The 26,012-nt window shown below is 37.7% G+C and carries 24 protein-coding genes; 15 read left to right on the plus strand and 9 right to left on the minus strand.

Translation table 11 applies throughout. The features are described from left to right. The first annotated feature begins 19 nt into the window (after positions 1-19). The 7 genes from hypA to hypE are packed head-to-tail and all read left to right on the plus strand — an operon-like array spanning position 20 to position 6,109. Positions 20-361 (plus strand): hydrogenase maturation nickel metallochaperone HypA, encoded by a 342-nt coding sequence (gene hypA, locus F8M42_RS02760; RefSeq protein ID WP_182187865.1) that lies wholly within the window; start codon positions 20-22, stop codon positions 359-361. Next, positions 361-1,032 (plus strand): hydrogenase nickel incorporation protein HypB, encoded by a 672-nt coding sequence (gene hypB / locus F8M42_RS02765; RefSeq protein ID WP_182187866.1) that lies wholly within the window; start codon positions 361-363, stop codon positions 1,030-1,032. The genes hypA and hypB overlap by 1 nt, the downstream gene beginning before the upstream one ends. Beyond that, positions 1,032-1,514: a HyaD/HybD family hydrogenase maturation endopeptidase gene (locus tag F8M42_RS02770; RefSeq protein WP_182187867.1), complete on the plus strand. Its 483-nt coding sequence runs from the start codon at positions 1,032-1,034 to the stop codon at positions 1,512-1,514. The genes hypB and F8M42_RS02770 overlap by 1 nt, the downstream gene beginning before the upstream one ends. Then, positions 1,498-3,804 carry a carbamoyltransferase HypF gene (hypF, locus tag F8M42_RS02775; protein ID WP_326832817.1) on the plus strand — a complete coding sequence of 769 codons (2,307 nt, stop codon included), beginning with the start codon at positions 1,498-1,500 and terminating at the stop codon, positions 3,802-3,804. The genes F8M42_RS02770 and hypF overlap by 17 nt, the downstream gene beginning before the upstream one ends. Further along, on the plus strand, positions 3,804-4,028 hold the full coding sequence (locus tag F8M42_RS02780) for a HypC/HybG/HupF family hydrogenase formation chaperone (protein WP_182187868.1): 225 nt from the start codon (positions 3,804-3,806) through the stop codon (positions 4,026-4,028). Before hypF ends, F8M42_RS02780 begins: the two co-directional genes overlap by 1 nt. Next, the gene (gene hypD, locus F8M42_RS02785; protein ID WP_229711413.1) at positions 4,015-5,112 is read left to right on the plus strand and encodes a hydrogenase formation protein HypD; all 1,098 of its coding nucleotides are present in this window, start codon (positions 4,015-4,017) and stop codon (positions 5,110-5,112) included. Before F8M42_RS02780 ends, hypD begins: the two co-directional genes overlap by 14 nt. After that, positions 5,102-6,109, plus strand: coding sequence for a hydrogenase expression/formation protein HypE (gene hypE / locus F8M42_RS02790; protein WP_182187869.1), 1,008 nt, complete (start codon positions 5,102-5,104; stop codon positions 6,107-6,109). The genes hypD and hypE overlap by 11 nt, the downstream gene beginning before the upstream one ends. A 71-nt stretch (positions 6,110-6,180) precedes the next feature. Here the strand turns inward: hypE and F8M42_RS02795 are convergent, their stop codons facing one another. The 4 genes from F8M42_RS02795 to alsS form a co-directional block, all read right to left on the minus strand. Then, a complete protein-coding gene (locus F8M42_RS02795; RefSeq protein WP_182187870.1) occupies positions 6,181-8,067 on the minus strand; it encodes a type I glutamate--ammonia ligase in 1,887 nt (628 codons plus the stop codon). Positions 8,068-8,522: 455 nt separating this feature from the next. Continuing rightward, positions 8,523-9,293, minus strand: coding sequence for an SDR family NAD(P)-dependent oxidoreductase (locus F8M42_RS02800; RefSeq protein WP_182187871.1), 771 nt, complete (start codon positions 9,291-9,293; stop codon positions 8,523-8,525). Positions 9,294-9,432: 139 nt separating this feature from the next. Beyond that, the gene (budA, locus tag F8M42_RS02805) at positions 9,433-10,158 is read right to left on the minus strand and encodes an acetolactate decarboxylase (protein ID WP_182187872.1); all 726 of its coding nucleotides are present in this window, start codon (positions 10,156-10,158) and stop codon (positions 9,433-9,435) included. A 31-nt stretch (positions 10,159-10,189) separates the two neighbouring features. Next, positions 10,190-11,902 (minus strand): acetolactate synthase AlsS, encoded by a 1,713-nt coding sequence (gene alsS, locus F8M42_RS02810; RefSeq protein WP_229711414.1) that lies wholly within the window; start codon positions 11,900-11,902, stop codon positions 10,190-10,192. A gap of 222 nt (positions 11,903-12,124) precedes the next feature. Between alsS and F8M42_RS02815 the strand changes: the two genes are divergently transcribed. The 4 genes from F8M42_RS02815 to F8M42_RS02830 all read left to right on the plus strand — a co-directional run bounded on the left by F8M42_RS02815 (position 12,125) and on the right by F8M42_RS02830 (position 18,851). Beyond that, positions 12,125-13,006, plus strand: a complete 882-nt coding sequence (locus F8M42_RS02815) for a LysR family transcriptional regulator (protein WP_182187873.1) — start codon at positions 12,125-12,127, stop codon at positions 13,004-13,006. Between the two features lie 131 nt (positions 13,007-13,137). Next, complete coding sequence (locus F8M42_RS02820) at positions 13,138-14,514, plus strand: amino acid permease (RefSeq protein WP_182187874.1); 1,377 nt, start codon at positions 13,138-13,140, stop codon at positions 14,512-14,514. Positions 14,515-15,030: 516 nt separating this feature from the next. Then, entirely contained in the window at positions 15,031-17,883 is a 2,853-nt protein-coding gene (locus tag F8M42_RS02825) for an FAD-binding and (Fe-S)-binding domain-containing protein (protein WP_182187875.1), read from the plus strand. A gap of 266 nt (positions 17,884-18,149) precedes the next feature. Further along, positions 18,150-18,851, plus strand: coding sequence for a type 1 glutamine amidotransferase (locus tag F8M42_RS02830; protein ID WP_182187876.1), 702 nt, complete (start codon positions 18,150-18,152; stop codon positions 18,849-18,851). 271 nt (positions 18,852-19,122) lie between these two features. Here F8M42_RS02830 and F8M42_RS02835 read toward each other — a convergent pair whose 3' ends face one another. Next, entirely contained in the window at positions 19,123-20,016 is an 894-nt protein-coding gene (locus F8M42_RS02835; RefSeq protein ID WP_182187877.1) for a LysR family transcriptional regulator, read from the minus strand. Between the two features lie 130 nt (positions 20,017-20,146). Between F8M42_RS02835 and F8M42_RS02840 the strand changes: the two genes are divergently transcribed. Continuing rightward, positions 20,147-20,335: a hypothetical protein gene (locus F8M42_RS02840; RefSeq protein ID WP_182187878.1), complete on the plus strand. Its 189-nt coding sequence runs from the start codon at positions 20,147-20,149 to the stop codon at positions 20,333-20,335. A gap of 14 nt (positions 20,336-20,349) precedes the next feature. Then, positions 20,350-20,811 (plus strand): DUF441 domain-containing protein, encoded by a 462-nt coding sequence (locus tag F8M42_RS02845; RefSeq protein WP_229711415.1) that lies wholly within the window; start codon positions 20,350-20,352, stop codon positions 20,809-20,811. Between the two features lie 107 nt (positions 20,812-20,918). Here the strand turns inward: F8M42_RS02845 and F8M42_RS02850 are convergent, their stop codons facing one another. Next, entirely contained in the window at positions 20,919-21,545 is a 627-nt protein-coding gene (locus tag F8M42_RS02850) for a TetR/AcrR family transcriptional regulator (RefSeq protein ID WP_229711416.1), read from the minus strand. A gap of 79 nt (positions 21,546-21,624) precedes the next feature. Between F8M42_RS02850 and F8M42_RS02855 the strand changes: the two genes are divergently transcribed. After that, a complete protein-coding gene (locus F8M42_RS02855) occupies positions 21,625-22,212 on the plus strand; it encodes a cysteine hydrolase family protein (RefSeq protein WP_182187879.1) in 588 nt (195 codons plus the stop codon). Further along, positions 22,212-23,588: an MFS transporter gene (locus F8M42_RS02860; RefSeq protein ID WP_229711417.1), complete on the plus strand. Its 1,377-nt coding sequence runs from the start codon at positions 22,212-22,214 to the stop codon at positions 23,586-23,588. The genes F8M42_RS02855 and F8M42_RS02860 overlap by 1 nt, the downstream gene beginning before the upstream one ends. Positions 23,589-23,621: 33 nt before the next feature. Here F8M42_RS02860 and F8M42_RS02865 read toward each other — a convergent pair whose 3' ends face one another. The 3 genes from F8M42_RS02865 to F8M42_RS02875 form a co-directional block, all read right to left on the minus strand. Next, on the minus strand, positions 23,622-24,221 hold the full coding sequence (locus tag F8M42_RS02865) for a hypothetical protein (RefSeq protein ID WP_182187881.1): 600 nt from the start codon (positions 24,219-24,221) through the stop codon (positions 23,622-23,624). 257 nt (positions 24,222-24,478) lie between these two features. After that, complete coding sequence (gene folP / locus F8M42_RS02870; protein ID WP_182188607.1) at positions 24,479-25,270, minus strand: dihydropteroate synthase; 792 nt, start codon at positions 25,268-25,270, stop codon at positions 24,479-24,481. 127 nt (positions 25,271-25,397) lie between these two features. Next, on the minus strand, positions 25,398-25,991 hold the full coding sequence (locus F8M42_RS02875) for a cyclase family protein (RefSeq protein WP_182187882.1): 594 nt from the start codon (positions 25,989-25,991) through the stop codon (positions 25,398-25,400). Positions 25,992-26,012 lie beyond the last annotated feature (21 nt).

Genomic DNA, 26,012 nt, shown 5'->3' on the forward strand with positions numbered 1-26,012 from the left:
GTACAGGCAGGCGAAAGATATGCATGAAATGGCAATGGCCCAGGGGATAATGGATATAGTTGAAAGCTATGCCAGGAAAAATGATGCTAAAAAAGTACGGGTAGTATCATTGATAATTGGTGAAATGGCCGGTGTCGTTTTTGAATCTTTGGAGTTTTGTTTTAAGGCACTGGCAGAGGGAACTGTTGCAGAAGATGCTGAATTAAAGTTACACCGGACGCCCTTGCTGGGACAATGTAATGATTGCGGCTGGCAGGGACATATTGTAAAGTACAATTTTTTTTGTCCAAAGTGTAATTCAGCTAAAGTCGATATTATTTCAGGCAGGGAACTGCGTGTCGAATATTTGGAGGTGGATTGATGGAAGTTCCGGTAATGGAAAATATTTTGGGCAGTAATGATAAACAAGCGCTTCAAAATAAAGAAATTTTTGATAGAAATGGAATATTTGTATTAAATTTAATAGGTTCACCGGGGTCAGGAAAGACGTCATTATTAGAAAAAACTATTGGCAGTCTTAAAAATTCATTGAAAATGGCAGTAATCGAGGGAGACTTATTTACTAATAAAGATGCTGATCGTATAGCCGGCTGCAATGTCCCGGTAATACAAATAAATACAAGTGGAGGTTGTCACCTTGATGCCATGATGATAAAAAACGTCATAGGGAAATTGAATCTGGCGCAGCTGGATTTAATAATCATTGAAAATGTCGGCAATCTTGTCTGCCCGGCAGAGTTCAATATTGGTGAAGATAATAAAGCTGTTGTTTTGAGCATTACCGAAGGTGATGATAAACCACTTAAATATCCATTGATTTTCAAGGAAGCAGCAACGGCAGTGCTCAATAAAATTGATATATTGCCATTTACTAATTTTGATATGAAAGCAGCTCGGCATGATATTACCTGCTTGAATCCGGCTGTTAATATTATTGAAACATCATGTCGCACGGATATTGGAATTGATAAATGGACTGAATGGCTTAAAAATGCCGTACAGATAAAACAGAAACGGATAAATGAAAGATAATGGATAAAATAACTATACTGGGTGTTGGCAATATACTTATGCAGGATGATGGCTTTGGCGTGCGGGTTATTGAAAGATTGCAGCAGATGGTTTGGCCGGAAAATATTAAGATAATTGACGGCGGAACTTTGGGGATGGTTTTATTGCCTTATATCGAAGGTACGACAAAATTACTCATTGTCGATGCGATAAATGCAGATGGCAGGGCAGGTGATTTTTTCTGTTATAAGGGAAATGATGTAAATACATATTTTTCTAATAAAATATCAATACATGACCTGGGAATCAACGATTTACTGGCATCGTTAAAAATTACCGGAGATCCCGTACAGGAGATAATAGTAATGGGGGTAAAACCGGCTGTAGTGGAACTTGGCATGGAACTGACAGATGCTGTTGCAAATGAAATGGAATCTACGGTGAATAAAATCATTGATTTGTTGAAACAATGGCAGACAATGCCCATTGCCACGGTCGACTGATATGAAAAGACTGGCAATACGAGTTAGGGGAATAGTGCAGGGAGTTGGTTTTAGACCTTTTGTGTATCGGCTGGCACAGGAAAGTTCAGTCACAGGTTTTGTTTTTAATGATGAAGATGGTGTTTTTCTTGAAGTACAAGGTACAGATGAAATATTACGGATAATGGTGAAAAAAATTCATGATACACCACCACCGGCGGCTTTTGTAAGTGAAGTGGTTGTGAAAGAAAAAAAGCTTGTTGCGGAAGAAAAATCTTTCGTGATAAAAAAAAGTCCGCCGGCAAAAAACAGACAGGTATTTATTTCACCAGATCTGGCTATTTGTGCACAATGCCGTGAGGAAATGTTAAATCAGGACAATCGACGGTATCATTATCCTTTCATTAATTGTACTAACTGTGGACCGCGTTTTTCGATAGTTGAGGATGTTCCTTATGATCGTGCCAAAACTACTATGAGCCCTTTTAATATGTGTGAGTCTTGTCGGGCTGAATATGAGGATCCGCTGGATCGTCGTTTTCATGCACAACCTAATGCTTGTGCTATCTGCGGTCCTCACTATGAATTATTAAATAATAATGGGAAATTATTGACGCGTGATAACGAGACATTATTGCAGAAAACATATAATTTGATTAAGGCTGGTAAAATAGTTGCCATAAAGGGAATAGGCGGTTTTCATCTTGTTTGTGATGCCTATAATGAGGCTGCTGTATATAAATTGCGCAGGCGAAAAAATCGATTTGATAAAGCTTTGGCAGTGATGGCCGGTTCGATTAGTATGGTCAGGAAAATTTGTGAAATAAATCCTCTTGAGGAGATATTGTTAAAAAGCCCGGCAGCACCAATTGTATTATTGCGCAAAAGAAATAAATATGATCTGGCAGAGTCTGTCGCACCAAATAATGTATATCTTGGTGTAATGCTGCCGTATGCACCTGTACACTGCCTGCTTTTACAGGCTGAGGATGTTTTTGTAATGACTAGTGCGAATATAAGTGAGGAACCGATAGCCTATTTAAATGATGATGCCGTTGACCGACTAAAAAATATTGCCGATTATTTTTTATTGCACAATCGTCGGATTAATATGCGGGTGGATGATTCTGTCTTGCGTATTATTGGTAATAAACCTTCCTATATAAGACGCAGCAGAGGATTTGCTCCAACACCGTTAAGATTTCCTTTTAACAAAAATAATTTGTCAGTTTTAGCTGCTGGCAGTCAGCTAAAAAATACTTTTTGTTTGTTGAAAGAGGATAAAGCTTTTTTGAGTCATCATATAGGGAATTTGGCCAATAGTGCGGCTAATAATGCTTATAAAGCTGCAATAGCGCATTATGAGAAAATTTTTGCCGTAAAGCCTCAAATTGCTGCCTGCGATCTGCATCCGGAATATTTTTCCACTAAATATGCATGCAGTCTGAATTTACCATTGATAAAAGTTCAGCATCATCATGCCCATATAGCATCTGTACTGGCGGAAAATACTATTAAGGAGAAGGTTATTGGCATTGCTCTTGATGGTACCGGTTATGGAGATGATGGAAAACTGTGGGGAGGAGAAATTTTCCTTTGTGATTGTTTGTCTTATGAACGTGTTGCACATTTTTCTTATTTACCGTTGCCCGGGGCAGTTGCAGCTATAAAAGAACCGTGGCGTATTGCAGCGTTTATTATGGACAAACTTTATGGAAGCACTGCTGTGAACGTACCCTGTGGTCTGTGGAATCTGGTTCCGGATAACTGGCAAACGGCTGTGCAGATTGCCAGACAGCAATTTAATTCACCCTTGAGTTCAAGTGCCGGCAGATTATTTGATACGGTTGCGGCATTATTGGGGATAAGAGGTAAAATAAATTATGAAGGACAGGCGGCTATTGAGTTGGAGCAGCTTGCAGCCGATAGTAATGGCATTGTTTTCCCGTATGATATAAGTTTGCATCGTCAGTATGAAATAGATTTTTTACCGGTTTTTGACGCAATGCTGCTAAGTAATATGACTCTGCCTCAAAAAGCGATGTCGTTTCATATGACAATGGCAGATGCCGTTATACAAATGGCAGAAAAAATTAAAGAAGAAACCGGAATAGATGAGGTGGTTTTATCGGGCGGGGTATTCCAAAATATTACGTTATCAAGTTTAGTAATAAAATCATTACAGAAGAGATTCACCGTATATATAAATAGAAAAGTTCCGACTAATGATGGTGGTTTATCATTTGGGCAGGCAGCTGTTGCCTGTGCAGTTATTAATGAAAACAGGACTAAAGAAATGGGGCGATATTAATGTGTCTGGCTGTTCCAGCAAAAATCATGAAGAAAGATAATGCTATGGCGACGGTTGAGGTCGAAGGAATACGGCGCAAGATAAGTTTGATGTTGCTGCCGGAAGCGAATCAGGGAGATTTTGTATTAATGCATGCCGGATTTGCAATTCAGATAATTGATGCGGCAGAAGCTGAACTAACAATGCAATTATTGAAAGAGGCAGCGCAAAATGATGATGCCTGAAGAAAGTAGAAGGGCAGCGGCATTTTTTATCAACCAAATAGATGTTCTGATAAAAAAACCGGTGCGTTTCATGGAGGTATGCGGTACACATACTGTATCTATTTTTCGTTCAGGGATACGGCAGCTTCTGCCGGAAAAAGTGGATCTTGTTAGTGGTCCAGGCTGTCCTGTTTGTGTGACACCTAATGATTATATGGATATGGCAATCGCTTATGCTAAAAGAAAAGATACAATTATTGCAACTTTTGGTGATATGCTAAAGGTGCCAGGCACTAGTTCCAGTTTAAATGAGGCTAAGGCACAAGGAGCCGATGTACGGATAATTTATTCACCGCTTGACGTTTTACAAATATCTCAGGAAAATCCACAAAAACAAATCATATTTCTTGCAGTGGGATTTGAAACAACGGCACCACTTACGGCGGTGACGGTACAAACAGCCATGGCACAGCATATCAATAATTTTTTTATTCTATCATCACATAAATGGACGAATGCTCCTATTGATGCACTGCTTAGTGACCCGCAGATAAAAGTCGATGGATTTTTATTACCCGGACATGTATGTGTAATAACCGGAGAAAAACCATTTGATTTTGTTGCTGATAAATATAGGAAACCGGCTGTTGTGACAGGTTTTGAAGCGTTGGATATTTTACGGGCTGTGTATATGCTGGCAAGGCAGGTCAGTACTGGACAGATACAAATAGAAAATGCGTATAAACAGGTGGTTAAACCAGAAGGAAATCGCGTGGCCCAGTCAGTTATCAAAGAAGTTTTTGATAGTGTACCGGCAAAGTGGCGCGGTTTTGGTACAATAGAAGCATCAGGAATGATACTTAAGGATAAGTATGCTCAATATGATGCCTTGCAGCAAATACCGGTAGAAAAAGAAATATCACGAGAAAATCCGGCTTGTCGCTGTGGTGAAATATTAAAAGGGTTGATAAAACCGACACAGTGTCCGCTGTTTAAAAAAACCTGCACTCCGGATAAACCGGCCGGTGCATGTATGGTCTCTGTTGAAGGAACTTGTCATGCATGGTATAAATATGGACAAGGAAGGTATCATTATGGACGATAGTTTTATTACAATGGCACATGGTGCAGGCGGTTTGAAGAGCCGTGAACTGGTAGAAAAAATGATGCTGCCGGCATTTGATAATAAATATTTGCGCCAGATGCATGATGGGGCAAAGCTTTTGTTAAAAAATAATATTGCTTTTACAACCGATTCGTATGTCGTAAAACCATTATTTTTTCGTGGCGGAAATATTGGTAAGTTAGCTATTTGCGGGACGGTCAATGATTTATCAATGACCGGAGCAATACCTCGTTATTTGTCGGTCGGTATGATAATTGAAGAGGGGTTCCCTATGGTTGATTTACAGACTATTGTCAATACGATGAAGAAAGCAGCTCAGGAAGCAGGAATATATATTGTGACCGGTGATACTAAAGTAGTCGATAAAAACAGCGGGGATGGTATCTTTATTAATACGGCCGGTGTTGGTGAATTAATTGAAGGCAGTAATATTGCGCCGCAGAATGTACGCCCGGATATGGACATAATAGTCAGTGGTTATCTGGGAGATCATGCTGCATCGGTAATGGCAGTAAGGCATGGCTTAGAATTGCCGGACAATATTAAAAGTGACTGTGCACCGCTTAATGGATTAGTAAAAGAAATACTTCAGGCAGCACCGCAAGTCGCTGTGATGCGTGATGCTACCCGTGGCGGAGCGGCGGCGGTACTTAACGAAATAGCTGGGCAGGCGCAGGTGGGTATTATAATCGATGAAGAAAAAGTTCCGGTGAGAAAAGAAGTCAGGGGTTTTTGTGATATATTGGGATTCGATCCATTGTATTTGGCTAATGAGGGGAAATTGATTGCCTTTGTTAATAAGAAAGATACTCCTATAGTATTGCAGACTATGCATAAAAACAAATATGGTAAAAATGCCTGTATGATAGGGACAACCAATGATAAGAGCTGTGGAGAGGTCGGCCTGCGTACAATTATCGGTGGAATAAGAATTGTTGACATGCCGGCTGGCGAACAAATACCAAGAATATGTTGAGATTGAATTCAATAAAAAAGACAAAAGCAACAGGTTTTATCCTGTTACTTTTGTCTTTTTTATTTATAAAATTAAATCATGTTCATTTTGTAAGCGGCATAAAGTGCTTTTAATTCTTCCATTTTATCATACATTTCAATCTGCAGACCGGAAGCCGTAGCAAAATCATTTTCATTTAATGCTTTGATCAAAAGGGTAAACAATGATTTTTCATCAATGCTGTCCTTGGCAAGATAACAACGGATGTCATTGATTTTATTCCAGTTATAAGCATCTTGGTCAGTTACATAATTGGAGGCAATTTCTTTACAGGTACTTACAATTGCCCGGTTTTCCGGAATTATACGACTGATAAGTTCAGTTTTCCAGCGAACGAGTTCACCGGCAACGAAAGCATCAACAATCTGGTCACATAATGCATTGGCTGAAGTGACAACAGAGCGTTTTTCAGGATAATTTTTAAGAGCCTGCATATTTTCCCAGACAGTAGCAGGGGGAACAGAGAATAAATGATCACGTTCTTCTTGACTGTAGTCTTCAAATACATCTTCTTCACTGCGATAAGCACGATCTTTTTCTAAATAACCGGCAGCTTCACCTGCTTCTTTGGACAATTCGGCGAGCAATGCGTCAGTGGTTTTATTTACAGCGTATTTTACACCGTCTAAGATGGCTGAGTAAATAGCAGCCAAAGCGATATAAGTATTAGTATAAGGATTGCAGGCACGCAATTCAAAACGTGTAGCCATCGGACTGTTGATGTCACGTACAAGGCCTGCTAAAATTGTGCGGTTACGTGAAGGAATAGCCGGATTGTGCCCCAGTGAGGTGACTATGCAGACCGGTGCTTCAAAACCGGGTTTTAAACGATTTAAAGAATCATTGGTGGATGATACAAATGGATTTATTACTTCATAGTTTTTCAAAAGGCCCATGATGGCACCATAGCCGATAGAACTCATGAAGTCTTTTGTCATTTCTTTAGGGGAGAAAAGATTGATAACTTTACCGCTTTTTAATTTTGCAGCCATACCGATATGAGTGTGTTCACCATTACCGGCAAGTCCAATCATTGGTTTTGCTTTGAAATTTACTTCCAGACCATTGGCGCGGAATACTTCTTTAGCTAATGTACGGACTAATAATTCATTGTCGGCTGCTTGTACGGCATTTGCAAATTTCCAGTCAATTTCAATCTGTTCGCAAACATGGCTAAGGTTGCCGTTGGAGTCCATCTGGCCTTTCATGCCGCCGACTTCCTTATGTCCCATTTCTGGTTCCAGACCATAGTATTGCATAGCGAGGATTGTCTGTTCCAAAGCTGAACGAACTGCACCGCGTGTACGTTGCCAGTATTGTTCCTGCATGACCTGAGAAGCGCTCATTTCAGGGATATCTGCTTCCTCAAGCGGTGTCTTGACCCAAAATTCAAGTTCAGTCGCAGAAGTGAAGATAATATCTTCAACATCGCTGCCTTTGATATGTTCAAGGCCGGATATAGTATCATGAGCAGCAAATAGTGCCATAATTTCTTTTTTTGCAAATGCTAAAGTATCAGTTAGTACAGCGCGTGAATCTACACGTTTGCCTTCATGAATGAGAAAAGCCGGAATGCGCAATGTACCGATTGGTTTTTCTGCTTCTTCATCAAAGTTTTCCATGTTATAGTCGATAAACCAGTTTACAGATGGATCAATGGGCATATCAACTTTAGCATTGTTCAAAGTTGCGATATTAGTCAATACCACCGAAGAACCATCAGTCTGGACTGCTGAACCTTCATAGAATTTATCTATGTCGTCCAGGAAAATTTGTACAGGAATTTTTTCATCGGTATCATTACCTGCCAAATCAATCCCAACTAATGAAACAAATTTGATTTCTGGGTGTTCTTTTAATTTGCTGAGAATGTCCTCTTTTTTAGAATTAGCGGGGATAACAAAAAGTAAATCATCCATAAGAAAACCACCTTTAAATTTTAAAAATTTAAGCAATAAAAAAACCACATGAATAAACCAATCCCTCATGATACATGTAGAAATTAGGTAATCATATGGCTCCATTGCCTTGTTAACATCTTTACGTTCATATATTAGCATATCTGCATACTTTTGTCTAGGGGGTTATCATATATTTTAAACGTAATTGCTAAAAAGTCATAATAATATAAGAAAAAATATAAAATATACTAATTATATTAAAAAAATAAATTGCTGTACCGATAAACATTATAAAATTGACACTTTTAATGATATAAACCATGTTAATTATTTATTAAACCTGTGGTTGAGTATTTTAATAAAAAATCTATCAGATAATGGTATACAGTCTGGAATCTAAAATTTTTTTAAGTAGAATTAAACGTTTTTGTATTGTATTATATGGAAGGTATTATAAATTTGCTTTGTAATGATTATAACTTCCTGACAATGTTCCAACCATGCATCATTATACTAAAAGGAATGAATTTGGCGATAAAATGATGTATTGTACAAATAATACCTGGTGTGGAAACGCTGTGATCTCTTTTGGCATCACGCAAAGCTTTAATCGCAATTTTTTGACAGCGTGAAGCAAAGATAAATCGTTTTATATAAGTATTGTCGGTAGTTTTTTGAGCAGTGTCAATAAAATTAGTATCTTTTATCCAGTAAGGACATACGGCTGTGACCGATATGTGACGTGTAGTAAGTTCAATTTGTAATGCTCGGCTATAATAATAAAGAAAAACTTTACTTGCAGCATAAATATTGAAATAAGGAAGTGGCTGGAAAGCTGCGGTTGAACAAATTTGAAGTATATGGCTGTGAGGATGCATAAAGGGCAATGCAGCTTGAGTGAGCAGCATTGCTGCCCGACAGTTTAAATCAACGATAGTTGAACAATCTGATAGGGAAATGTCATTATAGCTGCCAATTTTACCAATACCGGCAGCGTTGATCAAACATTTGATATTGGGTTTTTCTTTATTTAAGGCAGTTTGTATTGAATCAATAGAATTTTTGTCGGTAAGGTCGAGAAAAAATAACTGCAACGGCATGGTCAGTGATTTTTTCATAGCAAGCAATTTTGGCTGAGAGCGGGCTATGCACCAAATGGCGTCAAGAGAACCTTCTTGCGAAAGCAATTTGACAAATTCACATCCTAAACCGCTGGATGCACCACTTATTAAAGCAATATTCATAATATTCACCCCTGACTAATTGATATTAATCTTCATATTTTAAGCATAGGCTTATTGTTATCTGCTGTCAAACAAAAAGACTGTCACACGCGGTATATTCATATGTTGCGTGTGACAGTCTTTTTTACTTATTACAGCGTTATCCTTCAGCAATTTTTATTTCATTCATTAAATCATTGCGTGATAGTTTTGCATTGAGAAAGGATTTTATATCAGGTGTGTATAGATTCATATGAGTTTTTTGATCAATGGAAATTTTCACGTCATCTACTGTATAGTCAAATACATGACCGCCTTTTTGTAAAGCATCATCAATAAAATGAAAATGGTAGCCAGAAACGGCAATTCCCTGGGCATAGAAGGGTGTCCAGAATCCGACAATTTTTCCTTTTACATTTTTGAAATTGATTGTCTGTTGTGAATTTACTGCTTCAGTCATTGGAATATATTTTTCCTGATAGCTGACAGTACGGGTATTTACTTCCTTAAAGATACCATCGATACATACAGCATAAAATAGATTTTCGCTTGGTACAAGTTTCTTCAATAATTTTTCGAAGGTAATCTTATTCATTGGTTTATCAACTGTATAGGTAATTTGCGGATTAAAATAAGTCACGGTACAAAATGGCGTACGGTCCTGTGATACCATTGGAACTGCACAACCACCGCGCAACCGATAAAAGTTGCCATCGAAACCAATTAACTCACCATCCAGGTGAGAAAAAGTACCAATACCAAAATTACCATGTTGTTTTATCTGATCGTAATTGAGAACACCATCATAGACACCGTCTAATAGTGCCGTCATGGTCGATACCTGATATATTTCACCAGGTTTGTATAAACGAGATTTTACGTCCATTTATAACACCTCTTTCAAAATGAACAATTGATTAATTAAGTTGATTTGGCAATATTTGCATGCCAAGTTTAATATTATCGCGGTAATCTATCGGAACATCGACAACTACAGGACCATCGTTATAAGATAATGCTTTATTTAAAACGGTATTCAGTTCATCAGGTGAATTGACACGTAATCCCTTAGCGCCAAATGCAGCAGCATACTTTACCACGTCAACAGAACCAAAATTTATACCCGAGGTCCTATTGTACTTCATCATTTGTTGAAAAGCAACCATATTGTAAGTTCCATCCCTCCAAACGAAATGGACAATCGGCAGTTTCAAACGGACGGCTGTTTCCAATTCCATGGCAGAAAATAAGAAGCCACCGTCACCGGAAATAGCAATAGTTTTAGCTTTGTTGTTGACAAGGCTGGCAGCTATTGCCCAAGGCAGGGCAACGCCAAGTGTCTGCATACCATTGCTGAACAACAGTGTTTTTGGTTCATAAGTCCGAAAATGACGGGCCATCCAGATATAATGCGAACCAACATCGCAGGTTACTGTCGTGCTGTCACTGATTGCACTGCGTAGTTCATGGATGAATTGCAGGGGATGGACTAAGTTGGTAGAATTATTTCTTGGAGGGATATCATTGGCAGATAATTCATCACGCATGATATCTAAAAAGTGCAGATTTTCCGGGGCAATACTTACTTTATCCAAGCGTTTGGTAATTTCGTTGACAGTTGCTTCAATGTTGCCAATAAGTTCTATATTGGGTTGGTAGCAGTTGTCGATAGCAGGAGAGTTCTCATCTAAATGAATGATGATACGGTCTGTATTATCATTCCAATATTTGGGATCATATTCTACAGGGTCGTAGCCTATAGTAAGTAATACATCGGCTTTTTCAAGAACATGGTCACCGGGCTGATTGCGGAATAATCCGACTCGGCCAAGAAAATTTTCTTCCAAATTCCGAGAGATAAGACCGGATGCCTGAAATGTTTCGATCACGGGGATACTGCATTTTTTTAATAAAGTTCGTACCGCTCTTACCACAGAAAAACGATTTGCCCGTATACCTGCCAAGATTACAGGCATTTTAGCATATTTTAAAGCGGCTATCGCTCTTTCGACAGCATTTTCCGGAGCACTGCCAAGTTCTGATCTGGTAAAATTATTTAGCGGTCTTGCCGATGTAGTTTCACCCAGCACATCCTGTGGAAAACTTACTACAGCAGCACCTTGCTTAGAAGATTCGGCTGCACGGAAAGCATTCATCATAACTTCAGGAACAGTACTGGGATGAATTACTTCCGCACTATATTTGGTGATAGGCTTGAATACTGCAATATTATCAAGTGCTTGGTGGGTTTGTTTTAGTTTGTCATCACGGCTGACATTGCCGACTAATGCGACTACCGGATCATTTTCTGCGTTTGCAGTAGCAAGTCCTGTAACCAGATTAGTGGCACCTGGTCCCGACGTGGCAAGACATACACCGGGTTTACAGGTTAGGCGTCCAACTGCTGCTGCCATAAAAGCGGCATTTTGTTCGTGACGGCAGACGATGAGTTTTGGACCGTGGTCCTGCAGAACATCAAATACCTTATCAATTTTGGCGCCGGGGATACCGAAAATGTATTTTACACCTTGTTTTTCCAGACTCTTTATTACTAATTCTGCACCGGTAAGCTGTTTCGGAGCAGAATCTGTTTTTACGTTAACAGTTTTTTTCATTTCTAATTGTTGCATGATTATACCCTCTTTAATAAAGTATATATTTTTATAGGCTGTCTTTCATTAACAAATTTTTCCGGCCGAAAAAATACAAGAAATGAAAAAGCAGAAATTACTATAAATGATATTAATTGATTTAGTACCTTTCCATAAACACAATATAACACAGAGAAAATGATTGTTCAATTAATATTTTTCGATTATTATAATAGGTATAAACTATAATGGAGGTTAAAAATGGAAATAAGACATTTACAATATTTTATGGCAGTGTGTAAATATCGTCATTTTACAAAAGCGGCAGAAAGCCTTAATATAGCACAACCCACATTGAGCCAGCAAATACAAGTACTTGAACAGGAAATAGGGGCTAAGTTATTTGACAGAGTCGGTAAAACGGTTTTGATTACGCCTGCCGGGGAAATATTATTTAAACATAGCATGAGGATTTTTGATACAATTGAACAGGCCAGGACAGAGATAAGCCAGCTTAACGGATTGGCATTGGGGAGAATAAAGGTAGCATGCCTGGGGACTTATTTGATGATGGAAACAATAATTGAGTTCCATAAAGAATATCCTAAAATCCATATTGAACTACAGCAATTGTCAACAGAGCAGATATGTCATAGACTGGTACAAAATGAATTAGATTTTGGTGTGGTATTTTTACCGATTGTCAATAAGGAGTTGACTAGTGTTCCGCTATACCAAGAAGAAATGGTTGTGATGACGGCCAAAAATCATCCATTTGCAGGGAAAAAACAAGTAAAGTTCAAAGAGCTTGGCGATGTTCCGCTTATATTGATGTCGGAAAATTTTATAATAAGACGAATTTTTGATGAAGCTTGCAAAATAAAGGGTTGTCCGTTTTCACCAATACTGGAACTTAGTCAAATGGATGATTTACGTGAAATGGTAGAGCAAAACATTGGGGTGAGTGTACTACCGCATCTTTATGTACGCAGTATGTGTAATCGGCGCAGCATTAAAGCAATACCGTTTGCAGATACGGCAATAAAAAGGACTATTGGTATAGTTTATCGTAAGGGCCGCCATATGTCGGCGGCATCGCTTAAGCTCATTGAAAGTTTGCAGCAGTTTTTTAAAAAAATTTAAATTTCGCAATAAATTTGCGGAGAAAATTAAAAAACTAATATTAATCTATATGCTATGCAGAAAAATTAAAGTATAATTGTAAAGATGCAGAAAAATTTATGTCATAATATACTAGGAGAATGTGATGCGCTATGAATTTTTTTCGGACAAAAGATATTGAACAAATGAAGCAGATGGCCTTGGCATCGGGGATGGTCAAAAATCTGGGAGTTATAGACCTTATTTTATTGGGAATAGGGGGCGTGATAGGAACAGGAATATTCGTCCTGACCGGTGTGGCAGCGGCTAAGTATGCAGGTCCTGCAGTCATGTTGTCATTTGTTATTTCTGGTTTTGCCTGTGGGATGGCAGGGCTGGCTTATGCCGAATTTTCTTCAATTGTACCGATTTCAGGGAGCGCTTATACATATTCGTATGCTTCATTGGGTGAAATTGTAGCTTTTATTGTTGGGTGGAATCTGGTGCTGGAGTATACTGTCACATCAAGTGCTGTTGCTGCTGGCTGGTCCGGGTATGTTACCGGGCTTTTTCAGTCGGCGGGTGTGCAGCTTCCATTTGCTTTCACACATGTTCCGGCAGATGGTGGATTAATAAATATACCGGCAATTTTAATAACACTATTATTATCATTTTTTCTTGTACGTGGTACCAAAGAAAGTACAAAATTGAATCGTATTTTGGTAGGAGTTAAGCTGCTTGCTATTTTTATATTTTTGTTTTTGGCAGGACCTAAAGTTAATACAATGAACTGGCATCCATTTATGCCATTTGGTTTTTCGGGAGTAGCCGGTGGAGCCGCTATTGTGTTTTTTGCATATATTGGATTTGATGCTGTAGCCACTACTGCTGAGGAATGTAAGAATCCGGCCCGTGATTTACCGCGGGGGATGATCGGTTCATTAATAATTTGCACATTGCTTTATGTCGCAGTAGCAGGTGTTCTCACTGGAGTAGTACCATATACTTCACTCAATAATCCGGAACCGGTTGCCTATGCTCTGCGTTATATTGGTTATAATATCGGATCGGCATTAGTAGGAGTGGGGGCAATCTGCGGTATTACCACAGTGCTTTTGGTTTTATTATATGGACAAGCGCGTATTTTCTTTGCTATGAGTCGCGACGGTATGATTCCAGCCCAAATCTGCAAAATACATTCGAAATATAGGACTCCGTATATAGTTACCACAGTCGGCTGCATCGTAGTATCGGTTATTGCCGGATTTGCACCCATTGGAGTTATCGCTGAGATGGCCAATATCGGTACTTTGTCGGCATTTTTTGTTGCAGCGGTGGGAGTAATGGTATTGCGGCTGAGAAAACCCGATTTACCAAGAAAATTTCGCTGCCCGGCAGTATGGGCAGTGGGACCGCTGGCCGTATTTTCCTGTGGTTATTTAATGTATAATTTACCGATTGAAACATGGATACGATTTATAGTTTGGTGCACTATAGGATTATTTATATACTTTGGCTATAGTTGTAAACATAGTCTGCTAAATAAATAATATAAAGTGATACGAATAAAGAAGCATGATTGCCTGCAGTTGATTATATGATTTTTATTGCAGACAATCATGTTTTTTTATTCATGAAATCTGCTATGTTTTTATATTAAGCGGAAGTAAATACTTAATAATAGATGTAATTCAAAAAGAATCAATAAAAATATAAATATATTATAAATATAATTGCGGATAGCTTATATATAAGGCTTTTGGGAATATTGGAAAAGTTGAAAAATAATTGCTGAGTATTCAAGAAAATATCAAACAAGGAAAACTATAAAGTATATACTTATAAAAACAAATTTATTGATTATTCAAGGCAATTCGTACGGGTGTTGACGTGTTTTGATAATAAGTTATCATATAAATTGTATAAAATTGCTGACGGCACGGTAAAAATGTTTAAGTTTAGATTGCAGATATCTGGGACAGGGTTTTATGGTGGACAGTTTGCTGCAATAATTAATTATGCACTTTATGGATGCCGGAAAGTCAAATAAGGAGGGTGATTGTCTTATGGCACTAAAATATAAAGATAACAATAATGATTTGCCTGTATCATACCAAAATTTTTATCATAATATTCTGAAATATATACCTCGGGAGCGTATTTTTACAGATTTTGTCAGAAGATACGCTTATGGTGTAGATGCCAGTTTGTATAGAATAACGCCTAAAATTGTAGTACAAGTAAGAGATATTACAGAAGTTTCTTCTTTGATCAAGGAAGCGGCCGTACAGAAAATACCGCTTACATTTAGGGCAGCCGGAACAAGTTTATGTGGACAGGCTTTGACTGATTCGGTGCTGGTAGTTATATCTGAAGGCTGGCAAAATTATTCGATAGATGATGATGGCAGGCAAATCACTCTTCAGCCGGGAATAATTGGTTCAGCGGCTAATTTATATCTGAAACCATATTCACGTAAAATTGGACCGGATCCTGCTTCTATCGATCATGCGATGATCGGAGGAATGGCAGCTAATAACGCCAGCGGTATGTGCTGCGGGACTTCCGATAATAGTTATAAAACAGTGGAGGATATGAAAGTAGTCTTTGCTGATGGATCAGTATTGGATACAGCCGATGCACAGTCGCGAAAATCATGGGAAAGTGAACATAGTAAATTAGTTGAAGAATTGCAGACTATGCGAGATGAAGTTCAGTCAGATGATAAGCTTAGGGAATTAATAAAGCATAAGTTTAAGATAAAAAATACCACAGGTTATAGTTTGAACGCATTTGTTGATTATCATGATCCAATCGATATTTTGAAACATTTGCTAGTGGGTTCGGAAGGAACGTTGGCTCTTATAGCTGAGATAACATATCGAACTGTATTGGATAATAAGTACAAAGCATCATCATTGATGGTCTTTCCTGATATGAAAACTGCCTGTCTGGCAGTTATGAAATTATACAGACCACTGGTGTCGGCAGCGGAACTTTTGGACAGGGTATCATTGCGTTCCGTTGAAAATGAACCTGGAGTACCGTCCTATATAAAAACACTACCGGAGCAGGCTGCTGCTTTATTAGTGGAAATACGGGCTGAAGATAATGAGACGCTTTATAAACAAATAGGGCAGGTGAAAGAAAAATTATCGGATATTAAAGTGCTCGAACCAATTGAATTTACCGATATAAGAAAAGAATATGAACAGCTCTGGAAGATTAGGGCGGGAATATTTCCGGCTGTCGGCGGAATACGGGAAATTGGTACGACAGTCATAATCGAAGATATTGCTTTTCCAAAAGAAAAATTGGCGGACGGCGTAATGACATTACGTAAATGTATGGATGAACATGGATATGGTGATGGAATTATTTATGGTCATGCTCTAGATGGAAATGTCCATTTTGTATTTACACAGTCATTTAGTTCAAAAGAAGATAAACAAAGATATAAGGTATTTATTGAAGATATCTGCTCATTTGTTGTAGGAACATATAATGGTTCTTTAAAAGCCGAACATGGCACAGGTCGTAATATGGCACCATTTGTTGAGATGGAATGGGGTAAAAAAGCCTATCAATTGATGAAACGTTTAAAGACTGCTTTTGATGCGGATAATATATTGAATCCAGATGTAATTATTACAGAAAATGGGAATTTATTTGTTGAAAATATCAAAGCAATGCTGCCAACAGACGGAATAATTGATAAATGTATAGAATGTGGTTACTGTGAAGTCAACTGCCCATCACATAATCTGACTTTTTCACCGCGGCAGCGAATTGCTACACAAAGGGAAATTACCCGCCTGACTGTCACGGGGGAAAGTCCGAATTTGCTGAACCAATTTAAAAAAGCTTATGAATATCTCGGTGAAGCAACCTGTGCAGCAGATGGATTATGTCAGCTGTCTTGTCCTGTTTCAATCAATACGGGTGATTTTACTAAGCATGAACGTTCATTGGCGGCTACTGACAGTGCTAAAAATACGGCAGATTTTATAACTAATCATTTTGCTGGTGTAAGTAGTTTTATGAAATTGGGATTAACTGGAGCCAATGCAGCTCATTCGGTATTGGGAACGACTGCTATGGAATATATTGCGAAAAAAGTCAGAGATGCCAGTGGCGGGAAAATTCCCCGCTGGACAAAATGGATGCCGAAAAAAGGTGCTACACCACAACAAACGACATCGGAAAACGATGCGCAGAAACCAAAAGTGGTTTATTATCCTAGTTGTGTAACACGAATGATGGGGCCTTCTAAATTGGATGATGATAAACGTCAGGTCAGTGATGTAATGTTATCCTTGTTAAAAAAGGCAGGCTATGCGGTGATCCTGCCGGAGAATATGGATAAATATTGCTGCGGTATGCCGTTTGAAAGTGAGGGCTTTTTTGAAGCGGCAGATCGTATGAGTGCTGAGTTGGAAAAACTATTGCTTGGCTGTAGCAATAATGGAGAATATCCTATTTTATGTGATACCAGTCCTTGCGTTTATCGTATGAAAAAAGTCATGGGGAAGAATTTGCAAATTTATGATACAGTAGATTTTATTCATGATTTTCTTTTACCTAAGTTGAATATAAAAAAATCGTCAGAAACTATTATGATCCATGTTACATGCAGTTCCAGAAAGATGGGGATGTTTGAAAAATTTAAGGACGTTGCTGAAGCGTGCGCCGATAAAGTAATCATTCCGGAAAAAGTTCATTGCTGTGGCTTTGCCGGTGATAAGGGATTTAAAATTCCTGAACTGAATGAATCGGCTTTAGAACACTTGAATGAAGCAATTCCGGCTGGCTGTAAACATGGCTATTCAAATAGTCGAACCTGTGAAGTGGGACTTGCAGCGAAAAGTGGCATTTGTTACCAATCCATTGCCTATTTGGTTGATGAGTGCGCAAAATAATAAATGATTAACAAAAGTGCCTGTTGCTCTGCTTTTAAATAGTAAGTGACAGGTGCTTTTATTATTTTTCGATGAATAGTCGGTTTAATGAATGATGGGGAAATGTGTTTTTATTGTTCGTTAAATTTAGCTATGCTATAATTTCATTATGATAAAATATGTTGGCAGATGTTTTATCAAGCAAGGCAGTCGGCATTTTATCAGCGATTATGGTAAAATAATTTAAACTTTGCCGTCTGAAAAAAAAGATGAGAGGTAGGGAAAATATGAGAATACACTATTTGCAGCATGTACCATTTGAAAATCCCGGCAGTATTCTTACGTGGGCAGAAGAAAACAATTGCTTTGTGAGCAGTACAAAATTATATCAGAATGATTCTTTGCCGGGACAAAAAGATTTTGACTGGCTCGTAATCATGGGTGGCCCGATGAATATTTATGAAGAAAAGAATTATCATTGGCTTACTGAGGAAAAAATATTTATCAAGGAAAGTATTGCAGCAGGTAAGATTGTCATAGGACTTTGCCTTGGTGGTCAGCTATTAGCTGACGCGATTGGTGGTAAGGTGACTGCTAATCCTTGTAAGGAAATTGGTTGGTTTCCGATACGGTTGAGCGGAAGGGCAAGACAGTCTCCCTTGTTTTCTTTTTTCCCGGAAAATCCGATTGTTTTTCAATGGCATGGCGATACATTTAGTGAACTTCCTCAAGAAGCAGAGTGTATAGCATCAAGTGCCGCTTGTGAACACCAGGCTTTCGTTTACAAAAAACGGGTATTTGGTTTTCAATATCATTTGGAAAATACGGCTGAAATCGTCGGTGGACTTATTAAGAATTGTGCCGGCGAAATGATACCTGGAACTTATGTTCAGACGCCGGAAGAGGTAGCAGCACATCCTGAGTATATAAAGCAGGATAATAAATGGATGAATATGTTTCTTACCCAATTGAAAAAAATGTATGAATAATAATGGGTCTCCGATAAGTAAAATATGGTATGAAATAATTTGTACGAGTGAGTTTATACCTGCATAACAAATTTGGCATAGCTGCCGGATTGAAGCTGATGCCAATGAATCGTTTTGAAAGAGAGCTGTCACATAATACCATTGATCTCATAAAGATGCAAATCGCTGCCGTTTTTTAAGAACGGACGGGAAATGGAATACGCATATTTATGAATGAAATGTTTACATGCGGCAGCTCTTTTTGTGATAAGTCAATTCATTGCAAGTAATATTAATTATTGACATAGATTGTAGTATTATTAAAAAGGTTTTTGATAAAATTAATGATTAAACGTTCATCTGCGTAAATTTGCCTATTGCGTTTAGTGACTATGGCAGTCTCAAGATATAGTGGTTTTGCCAATGACAGAGGAATCAGATTATCCCCTGGGGAGACGGCATGACGCATCAGAAAGGTAGAAGCTATCTTGTGCTGTACAAGGCTTTTAATAGTAAATAGATGAGGAGAGTAATGGATTATTTTCATTTGAAGATTTTCTTTAGCAAATTCACGATAAATAAGATGTGTGATATTAAAACTGGTATCAAGCATAGCCAAAGGTTCGTTTTTTAATGCATTTATGGAAATGGAAGTTCGTTTTGTCAAAGGATGTCCTGTATAAGTGCAAAAACAGCATTCTGAAGTGGCAAGATGGTGATAAGAAAAATCATTGCTATTATGAGTATAATTGATTATAGCCATATCAATAGTTTCATTTTTGAGCAACTGCAGTGAATCAGCGGTGCTTATCTCGATAATTTCTAATATGATTTCTGAATGAGTTTGGCGAAAATCTCCTAGCAAAAAAGGAATAACGTAACTGCCAACCTGTGGGGGTAATGCTATCCTGATGTGATTGCGTCGGTGGGACATGTCATTGATCGTGTGTTGCAGTTGGTCCAATTCTTCCAGTAACGGACGTATTTTTGTTAGCAGCGTATTGCCATCTTTAGAAACAAAAAGTTTTTTACCGTTGCGTCGGAAAAGATTCAGACCAGTCTCAGCCTCTAAAGTCTGCATCGCGACACTTACAGTGGGTTGTGACACATGCAGATATTCTGCAGCTTTAGTAATATTTTGCCAGCGACATACTTCATAAAAATATTTCATTTGAATAATAGTCATAATACAGATACTCCTTAATAGCAACATTTATATATAGTGAAAAACTATATATAAATACTATAAAAGTATTTCCATTTAAAAGCAATTATTGCCATAATGAATGTGAGATAAATAATTGGAGATGATTATTATGCAGAGATGTTGGCCAATTAATATGAAAGAAATACTATTGAGACAGTTGAATGATTATCGCAATAAAAAAATGCAGCGTGCCAGAAAATGCTGTAAAAATTATGAATACTGTCATAAATATCCGCTTAAATTGGAGCATACTGATATTGTTTCATATAATGCGAAATTTTTTGATTATCTTGAATAAAAATCTATGGGGGAATGATGATGGATTCTGGTTATATAGTGCTGCTGGTTATTTTTATCAGCAGTTTTATAGGGAATAATCTCACTGTGGCATATGCTGCCGGTATTGTTATCGTGTTGAAATTGCTGGGTGTGACAGAATTTATGCATATTTTTGCTGTACATGGTTTGAAATGGGGAATAATATTAATGACGGCAGCACTTCTTATGCCAATTGCCACTGGTGATATCACTTTAAAAACCATAATAGATTCTTTTAAAACTCCTTTGGGACTTGCAGCAATAGCGGCAGGCATTTTTACGGCAGCAACAGCTGGGTATGGAGGCGGACTACTCCACGGATCACCCGAAGTAGTTGCAGCAATTGTCATCGGTACGATGCTGGGGGTATTTTTCCTTCATGGCCTGGCTGTTGGGCCGCTCATCGCGGCAGGTTTAACTTATTTTATCATGCAGCTTTTCGCAGTAGGAAATTAGCAAGCATAATCGTAAATAGTTTTAATAAAAAATTTTCTGCCGGTACAATGTCGTTTAAATAAAGATTATATATAAAAAAGCGGTGTTTGAGTTTACCGTATAACTCTTTAGTTATTCTTACTGAACATTAGGCAGAGCTGTTCTAAAATTTTACTGGGAGTGTATCCTCGCACATTTCTTTGAAAGCGATAAAAATCTTTGCTTAAGGCGGCTAATAACATATCCGCAGCAAAGATACTATTAGACGTGTGCGGATTATTCATCTCTTCAAATAAAGTAACAAATAATTGATGTAATTCGTTATATATAGGACTTTTATGTGTGTAGTTGTTCGATGCTGTCGGAGTGCTTTCCACACCTGCGAGCAATTGGGCTTTAGCTTCTCTGAAATGTATAAATAATTTCAATAATCCGCGCAATCGTTGTGTGGGAGGGGTGTTTTTATTAGCAGACAGATATTTGTCTATGTCGTTAAAAAGTAAGTCAACATTATCTTTTATTAAATCCATACACAGTTCGCTTTTATTATGGTACCGGCGATAAAGTGTACCCGGTCCTATTTGAGCAGCTATTGCTATTTGATTCATGCTGACCTGTTCAACACCGTTTTTTTTAAATAGTTCGACAGCAACATCTAGGATACGTTGGCGGTTTTGCACCGCGTCACGACGTTCCGGTTTGTTTTGGTTGATAGTTTTTTTATTCATGAGAAATCCTTTAATTTTTATTGACAAATGGAGACGTCTCCACTTATTATATTAATAAGGAGATATCTCCATTTAATAATAAACTATAAAAAGGAAGTAATCAAGAATGGAAAAACAATATGATAAAACGGTATTGCTAGTCATGGATATGGAAAATGGTATAGTGACACAGTTTATTAAAGACAAAAATAAATTATTGCCGGTTAAAAAAGCTATCACGGCAGCGCGGCAAAATAATATTCAAGTCATTTTTGTCAGGGTGGGTTTTAGTGCAGGATATCCCGAAATAGATTCAAATAATAGGGCTTTTTCAGAAATAAAGCAGACAGGAAAAATGTTGCTTGGTAACTTGGAAACAGACATTTGTGAAAGCTGTAAACCCAATTGTGGAGAATTAATAATAACAAAACATAGAATCAGCGCATTTACCGGCAGTACTTTGGAAATAATATTGCGTTCACAGCAGATTAATACTCTTATATGCTGTGGGATATCCACCAGTGGTGTGGTATTATCAACTGTACGTGAAGCTTTTGATAAAGATTTTAATTTAAAGGTAATCGAAGATGCGTGTTTCGATGCAGATTCAGAGGTACAGCAAGTACTTATGAAAAAAATATTTCCCCGACAGGCTGAAGTTTTAACGGCAGACGACTGGGCTGAAAGTTTATGCAGTGCAGGTGTGACTCAGTAATGGCTGGCAGTGGAGTGTACAAGGATAACCCTTTTCCATGGAAGTTTGTTATGCCGTTATATATGGGATCGACACTAAACCCAATAAACAGCTCAATAATAGCTACAGCGTTGGTACCAATAGCCTTGAGTTTGCATATTCCTGTATCAAAAGCGACATTACTTATAACAGTCCTTTATTTGACCTGTTCGATTGCTCAACCGACTGCAGGTAGGCTTTCTAAGCAATTTGGCCCACGCCGCATATTTTTATGTGGGATTGTCATGGTACTAATTGGCGGGTTATTGGGTGGAGTTGGTTATAATTTTGCCATGTTGATAATAGCACGTATTTTTATTGGTATTGGAACTTCAACTGCATATCCGTCAGCGATGTTGATGATTTGTGATCGCACTAAAAAAGCTGCGCTGCAGGATCCTCCAGGGAGGGTATTGGGATGGTTGCAAGTTACCAGTGCAGCAACAGCAGCAATAGGAATACCAATAGGTGGACTTTTGGTTGATAAGTGGGGATGGCGTATGACTTTTTTAGTTAATCTTCCTGTTGCCGTGACAGTATTGATTATAGCAATAGCGTGGATACCGCGGGATATTACTTTGTGTAAAGTAAAGAATGTAAAAGAAATTATCGGTGATATAGATATGATAGGAATAATGTGTTTTACATCAACTATTATTTTGCTGCTGATGTTTTTGCTTTTCCTGCCTGAAATATCAATGAAAATATTAGTGATATTGAGTTGTTTGATCATCGTTACCATAAAATGGGAAACAACAATTAAACGGCCATTTATTGACATAAAAATGTTTCTTTCAAATTTGGCACTGGCTCGTACTTATTTGCGCTTTATGCTGATGACATTATGTATGTATACAGTGTTATATGGAATTACGACATGGTTGGAATCAACACGCGCTGTTTCACCGGCATATATAGGATTATTGATGTTGCCAATGAGTGTGATATCTGCTTTGGTCATGGAACCTGTTTCCAAACGTAATTTGGTGAAAAAACCATTAATCATATCATCGATATTAACGATTTTTGCCTCGTGGGCGATATTATTAATAAATATGCAGACAGAATTATATTATATAATGTGTATTACATTCTTGTTTGGTATTGCTATGGGACTTATGCTCAGTGCTAATCAAACAGCATTGTATATGCAAAGTTCAGAAAATGATATCGGAGTTACAGCCGGTCTTTTCCGTACTTTTGGGTACGTTGGTTCAATAGGGTATTCAGCATTGATTAGTACGGTATTTACTCCGGCGGTAACAGACAGTGGCATGCGGGAAGCGGCATTATTGATGATTATAATAGGTTTTGTATGCTTAATATTGACGGTTATGGATAGAAAAATAAGCAGATAGCAATCAAAGTCAGAAATCCTTGATTTTGATAATTTAGTTTATATCAAATAATATGATGCCGCCTTTTTGCTTATAGCCGCTGTCCCAGAGCTTATTTAATGACAACCAGCGGAAAGTGCCGTAAGTAATCACTTTTACCATCGTGATATCGCCAAATTCTTCATAACCGGCTAACCAGAACCAATGCCAGACATAATCATTGAAAGCATGATTTTTATGTTTTAAGTTTAAATAAGGTACAGGAAGTTTTTGGTCAATTTGTTGGCGTACGGCAGTTTTGAATTCTAATAATGAACAGTTGCTATATAAACCTTTCATTTGTATAGATTGTTCACCGTGATTGAAAAGATATTTTTGCAGTCCGTTAATAAATATTTCCAATGTATTGATGCCATGAATACGGGGAGAAAGATAATCTTTCATGATTTGGGAAAATTTTATATAGTCATTTTTAGTCATATTTTTTAAATTGAATGGGTATAAATCAGTTTTATTGAAAAACATAGCAAAATAGATACAAATGTCACAAGCTGTGACAGCACCGCAGCCACCCAGCTTCATCCAGTAATCCGTGAACCATTCTTGGTCACCGCCGATAAAATTTTCTATTTTAAAAAGTGGTAATTCATTCATTGTATGCACCTTCCTGCCAGCAGTAAAAAATAATAAACAATGTATATATTATAAATCAAATAATAATATTTTTGTAGTATGTTTTTGGTTTTAATGTAAAAATTAAAAGACCGCCACATATAAATATTTTCATTCATAAATATGCGAATTGCCTTTGTTCATCATTGAAAAAGTAGTGGAAAATCGCATCTTTATGAGGTTAATACTAGTTGTGTGACAGTCCTTATAAAAATTATTTTGTAAGTTTAAGATAGCAATCAGATTAGGCAGTTGGTTATCTTAATGGCATTTACCAAGGCTTTGGCATCATGAGTCCTGATGTAATCAGTGCCGACTTTGGTTAAATAAAGTTCTGCTGCGAGTGTAGCAGGTCCCGTTTCATTTGTTTGGATACCGATAATGCGGCTCAAAAAAGATTTTCGTGAAAGACCAACCAATATGGGTAATTTGAAATAGTCTTTCAGTTTTGTTAAGTTTTTTAGTACATAAATAGATACTGCCGGATCAGCACCAAGGAAAAAACCCATACCAGGGTCAAGGATAATGCGTTTAGAGGATACGCCGGCTTTTTCCAGGGCAGCAATACGCTGTGTGAAAAAGTCAAGCATGCCAGTGTACACTTCTTCAGGGCTGGTTTCCATGACAGTCGCCGGTCCAAGGCGCTGTACGGAGTGCATGACAATTAATTTGGTATTTGATTGGGCAAGCTGCGGATAAATTTCTGGATGGGGGAATCCTTGTATATCATTAATATAATCGACACCGGCTTCTAAGGCATATGATTGAACTTCTGGTTTGAAAGTATCTACTGAGATAGAAATGTTTTGACTTTTTAGATATGTGATTACTGGTTTTAAGCGGTGTATTTCCTCTGCGGGATTGACTGCGGTAGTATTGATATTGCTGGATGCTGCGCCCAGATCAACTATATCGGCACCAGATTGATAAAGCTGTCGGGCTTTCTTGATAGCTTTGGCAGGATCAAGATACAGGCCGCCGTCGGAAAAACTGTCTTCAGTAATGTTAACGATACCTAGTATATGAGGGATTCTGTATGGCAAAATGGTCACTCCTTGATAAGAATTTTAGCGTAATTTGCTTAAAGTTAAATTATACCCTAATATACCGTAATGTATATTTTGAAATGTGTCAAAAATGATTGTTTATATATTTTTTTTATTGTGCAGCGTTTATTTCTGCGACAACACGGCACGGTAGTCCTGTGAAACCTTCGTAGTTCAAGGGATAAGTGTGTATAATGAAAGAAGACTGCCGGGAAATTTGTGCTAGTTTTTCCAGATTAAACATGTTTTCTATGATAAAGATACCATTATCTGCACAGTATTGATCGGTTTTTGCGTGTTCAGAATGGTTTCTGACACCACAAAAATCAATACCGATCATACTTATTTTTTTCTGTATAAGAGAGTCGATTAGTTCATTTGATAATTGAGTTTCAGCTTGAAAATATTCCGGTGTGCCATATGTTTTTTCCCTCAAACAGCCACTGTAGAAAATGATAAAATCATTTTTTCTTATAAGTGTCATATCAATGTCGTCAAGCACTATATTCCGCCCTGTTATATGGCTGATATCAAATAATATCCCTCTCCTTTCCGTATTGTCGAGAGAAAAATGCTTATTCATTACATCAAAGTGAGTACCGATATGACCAAGCGCGGCAGGACAAAGAGGTGATTTGCCATTGATAGAGTTCAGTATGGTATTTAAAATATTTTCGTCAATTGGTAGGGATAAATCTATTTTCATTGTTGTGTCCTTCTTTTTATT

The organism is Pectinatus frisingensis, from assembly GCF_014076555.1.
Taxonomy (GTDB): Bacteria; Bacillota; Negativicutes; order Selenomonadales; family Selenomonadaceae; genus Pectinatus; species Pectinatus frisingensis.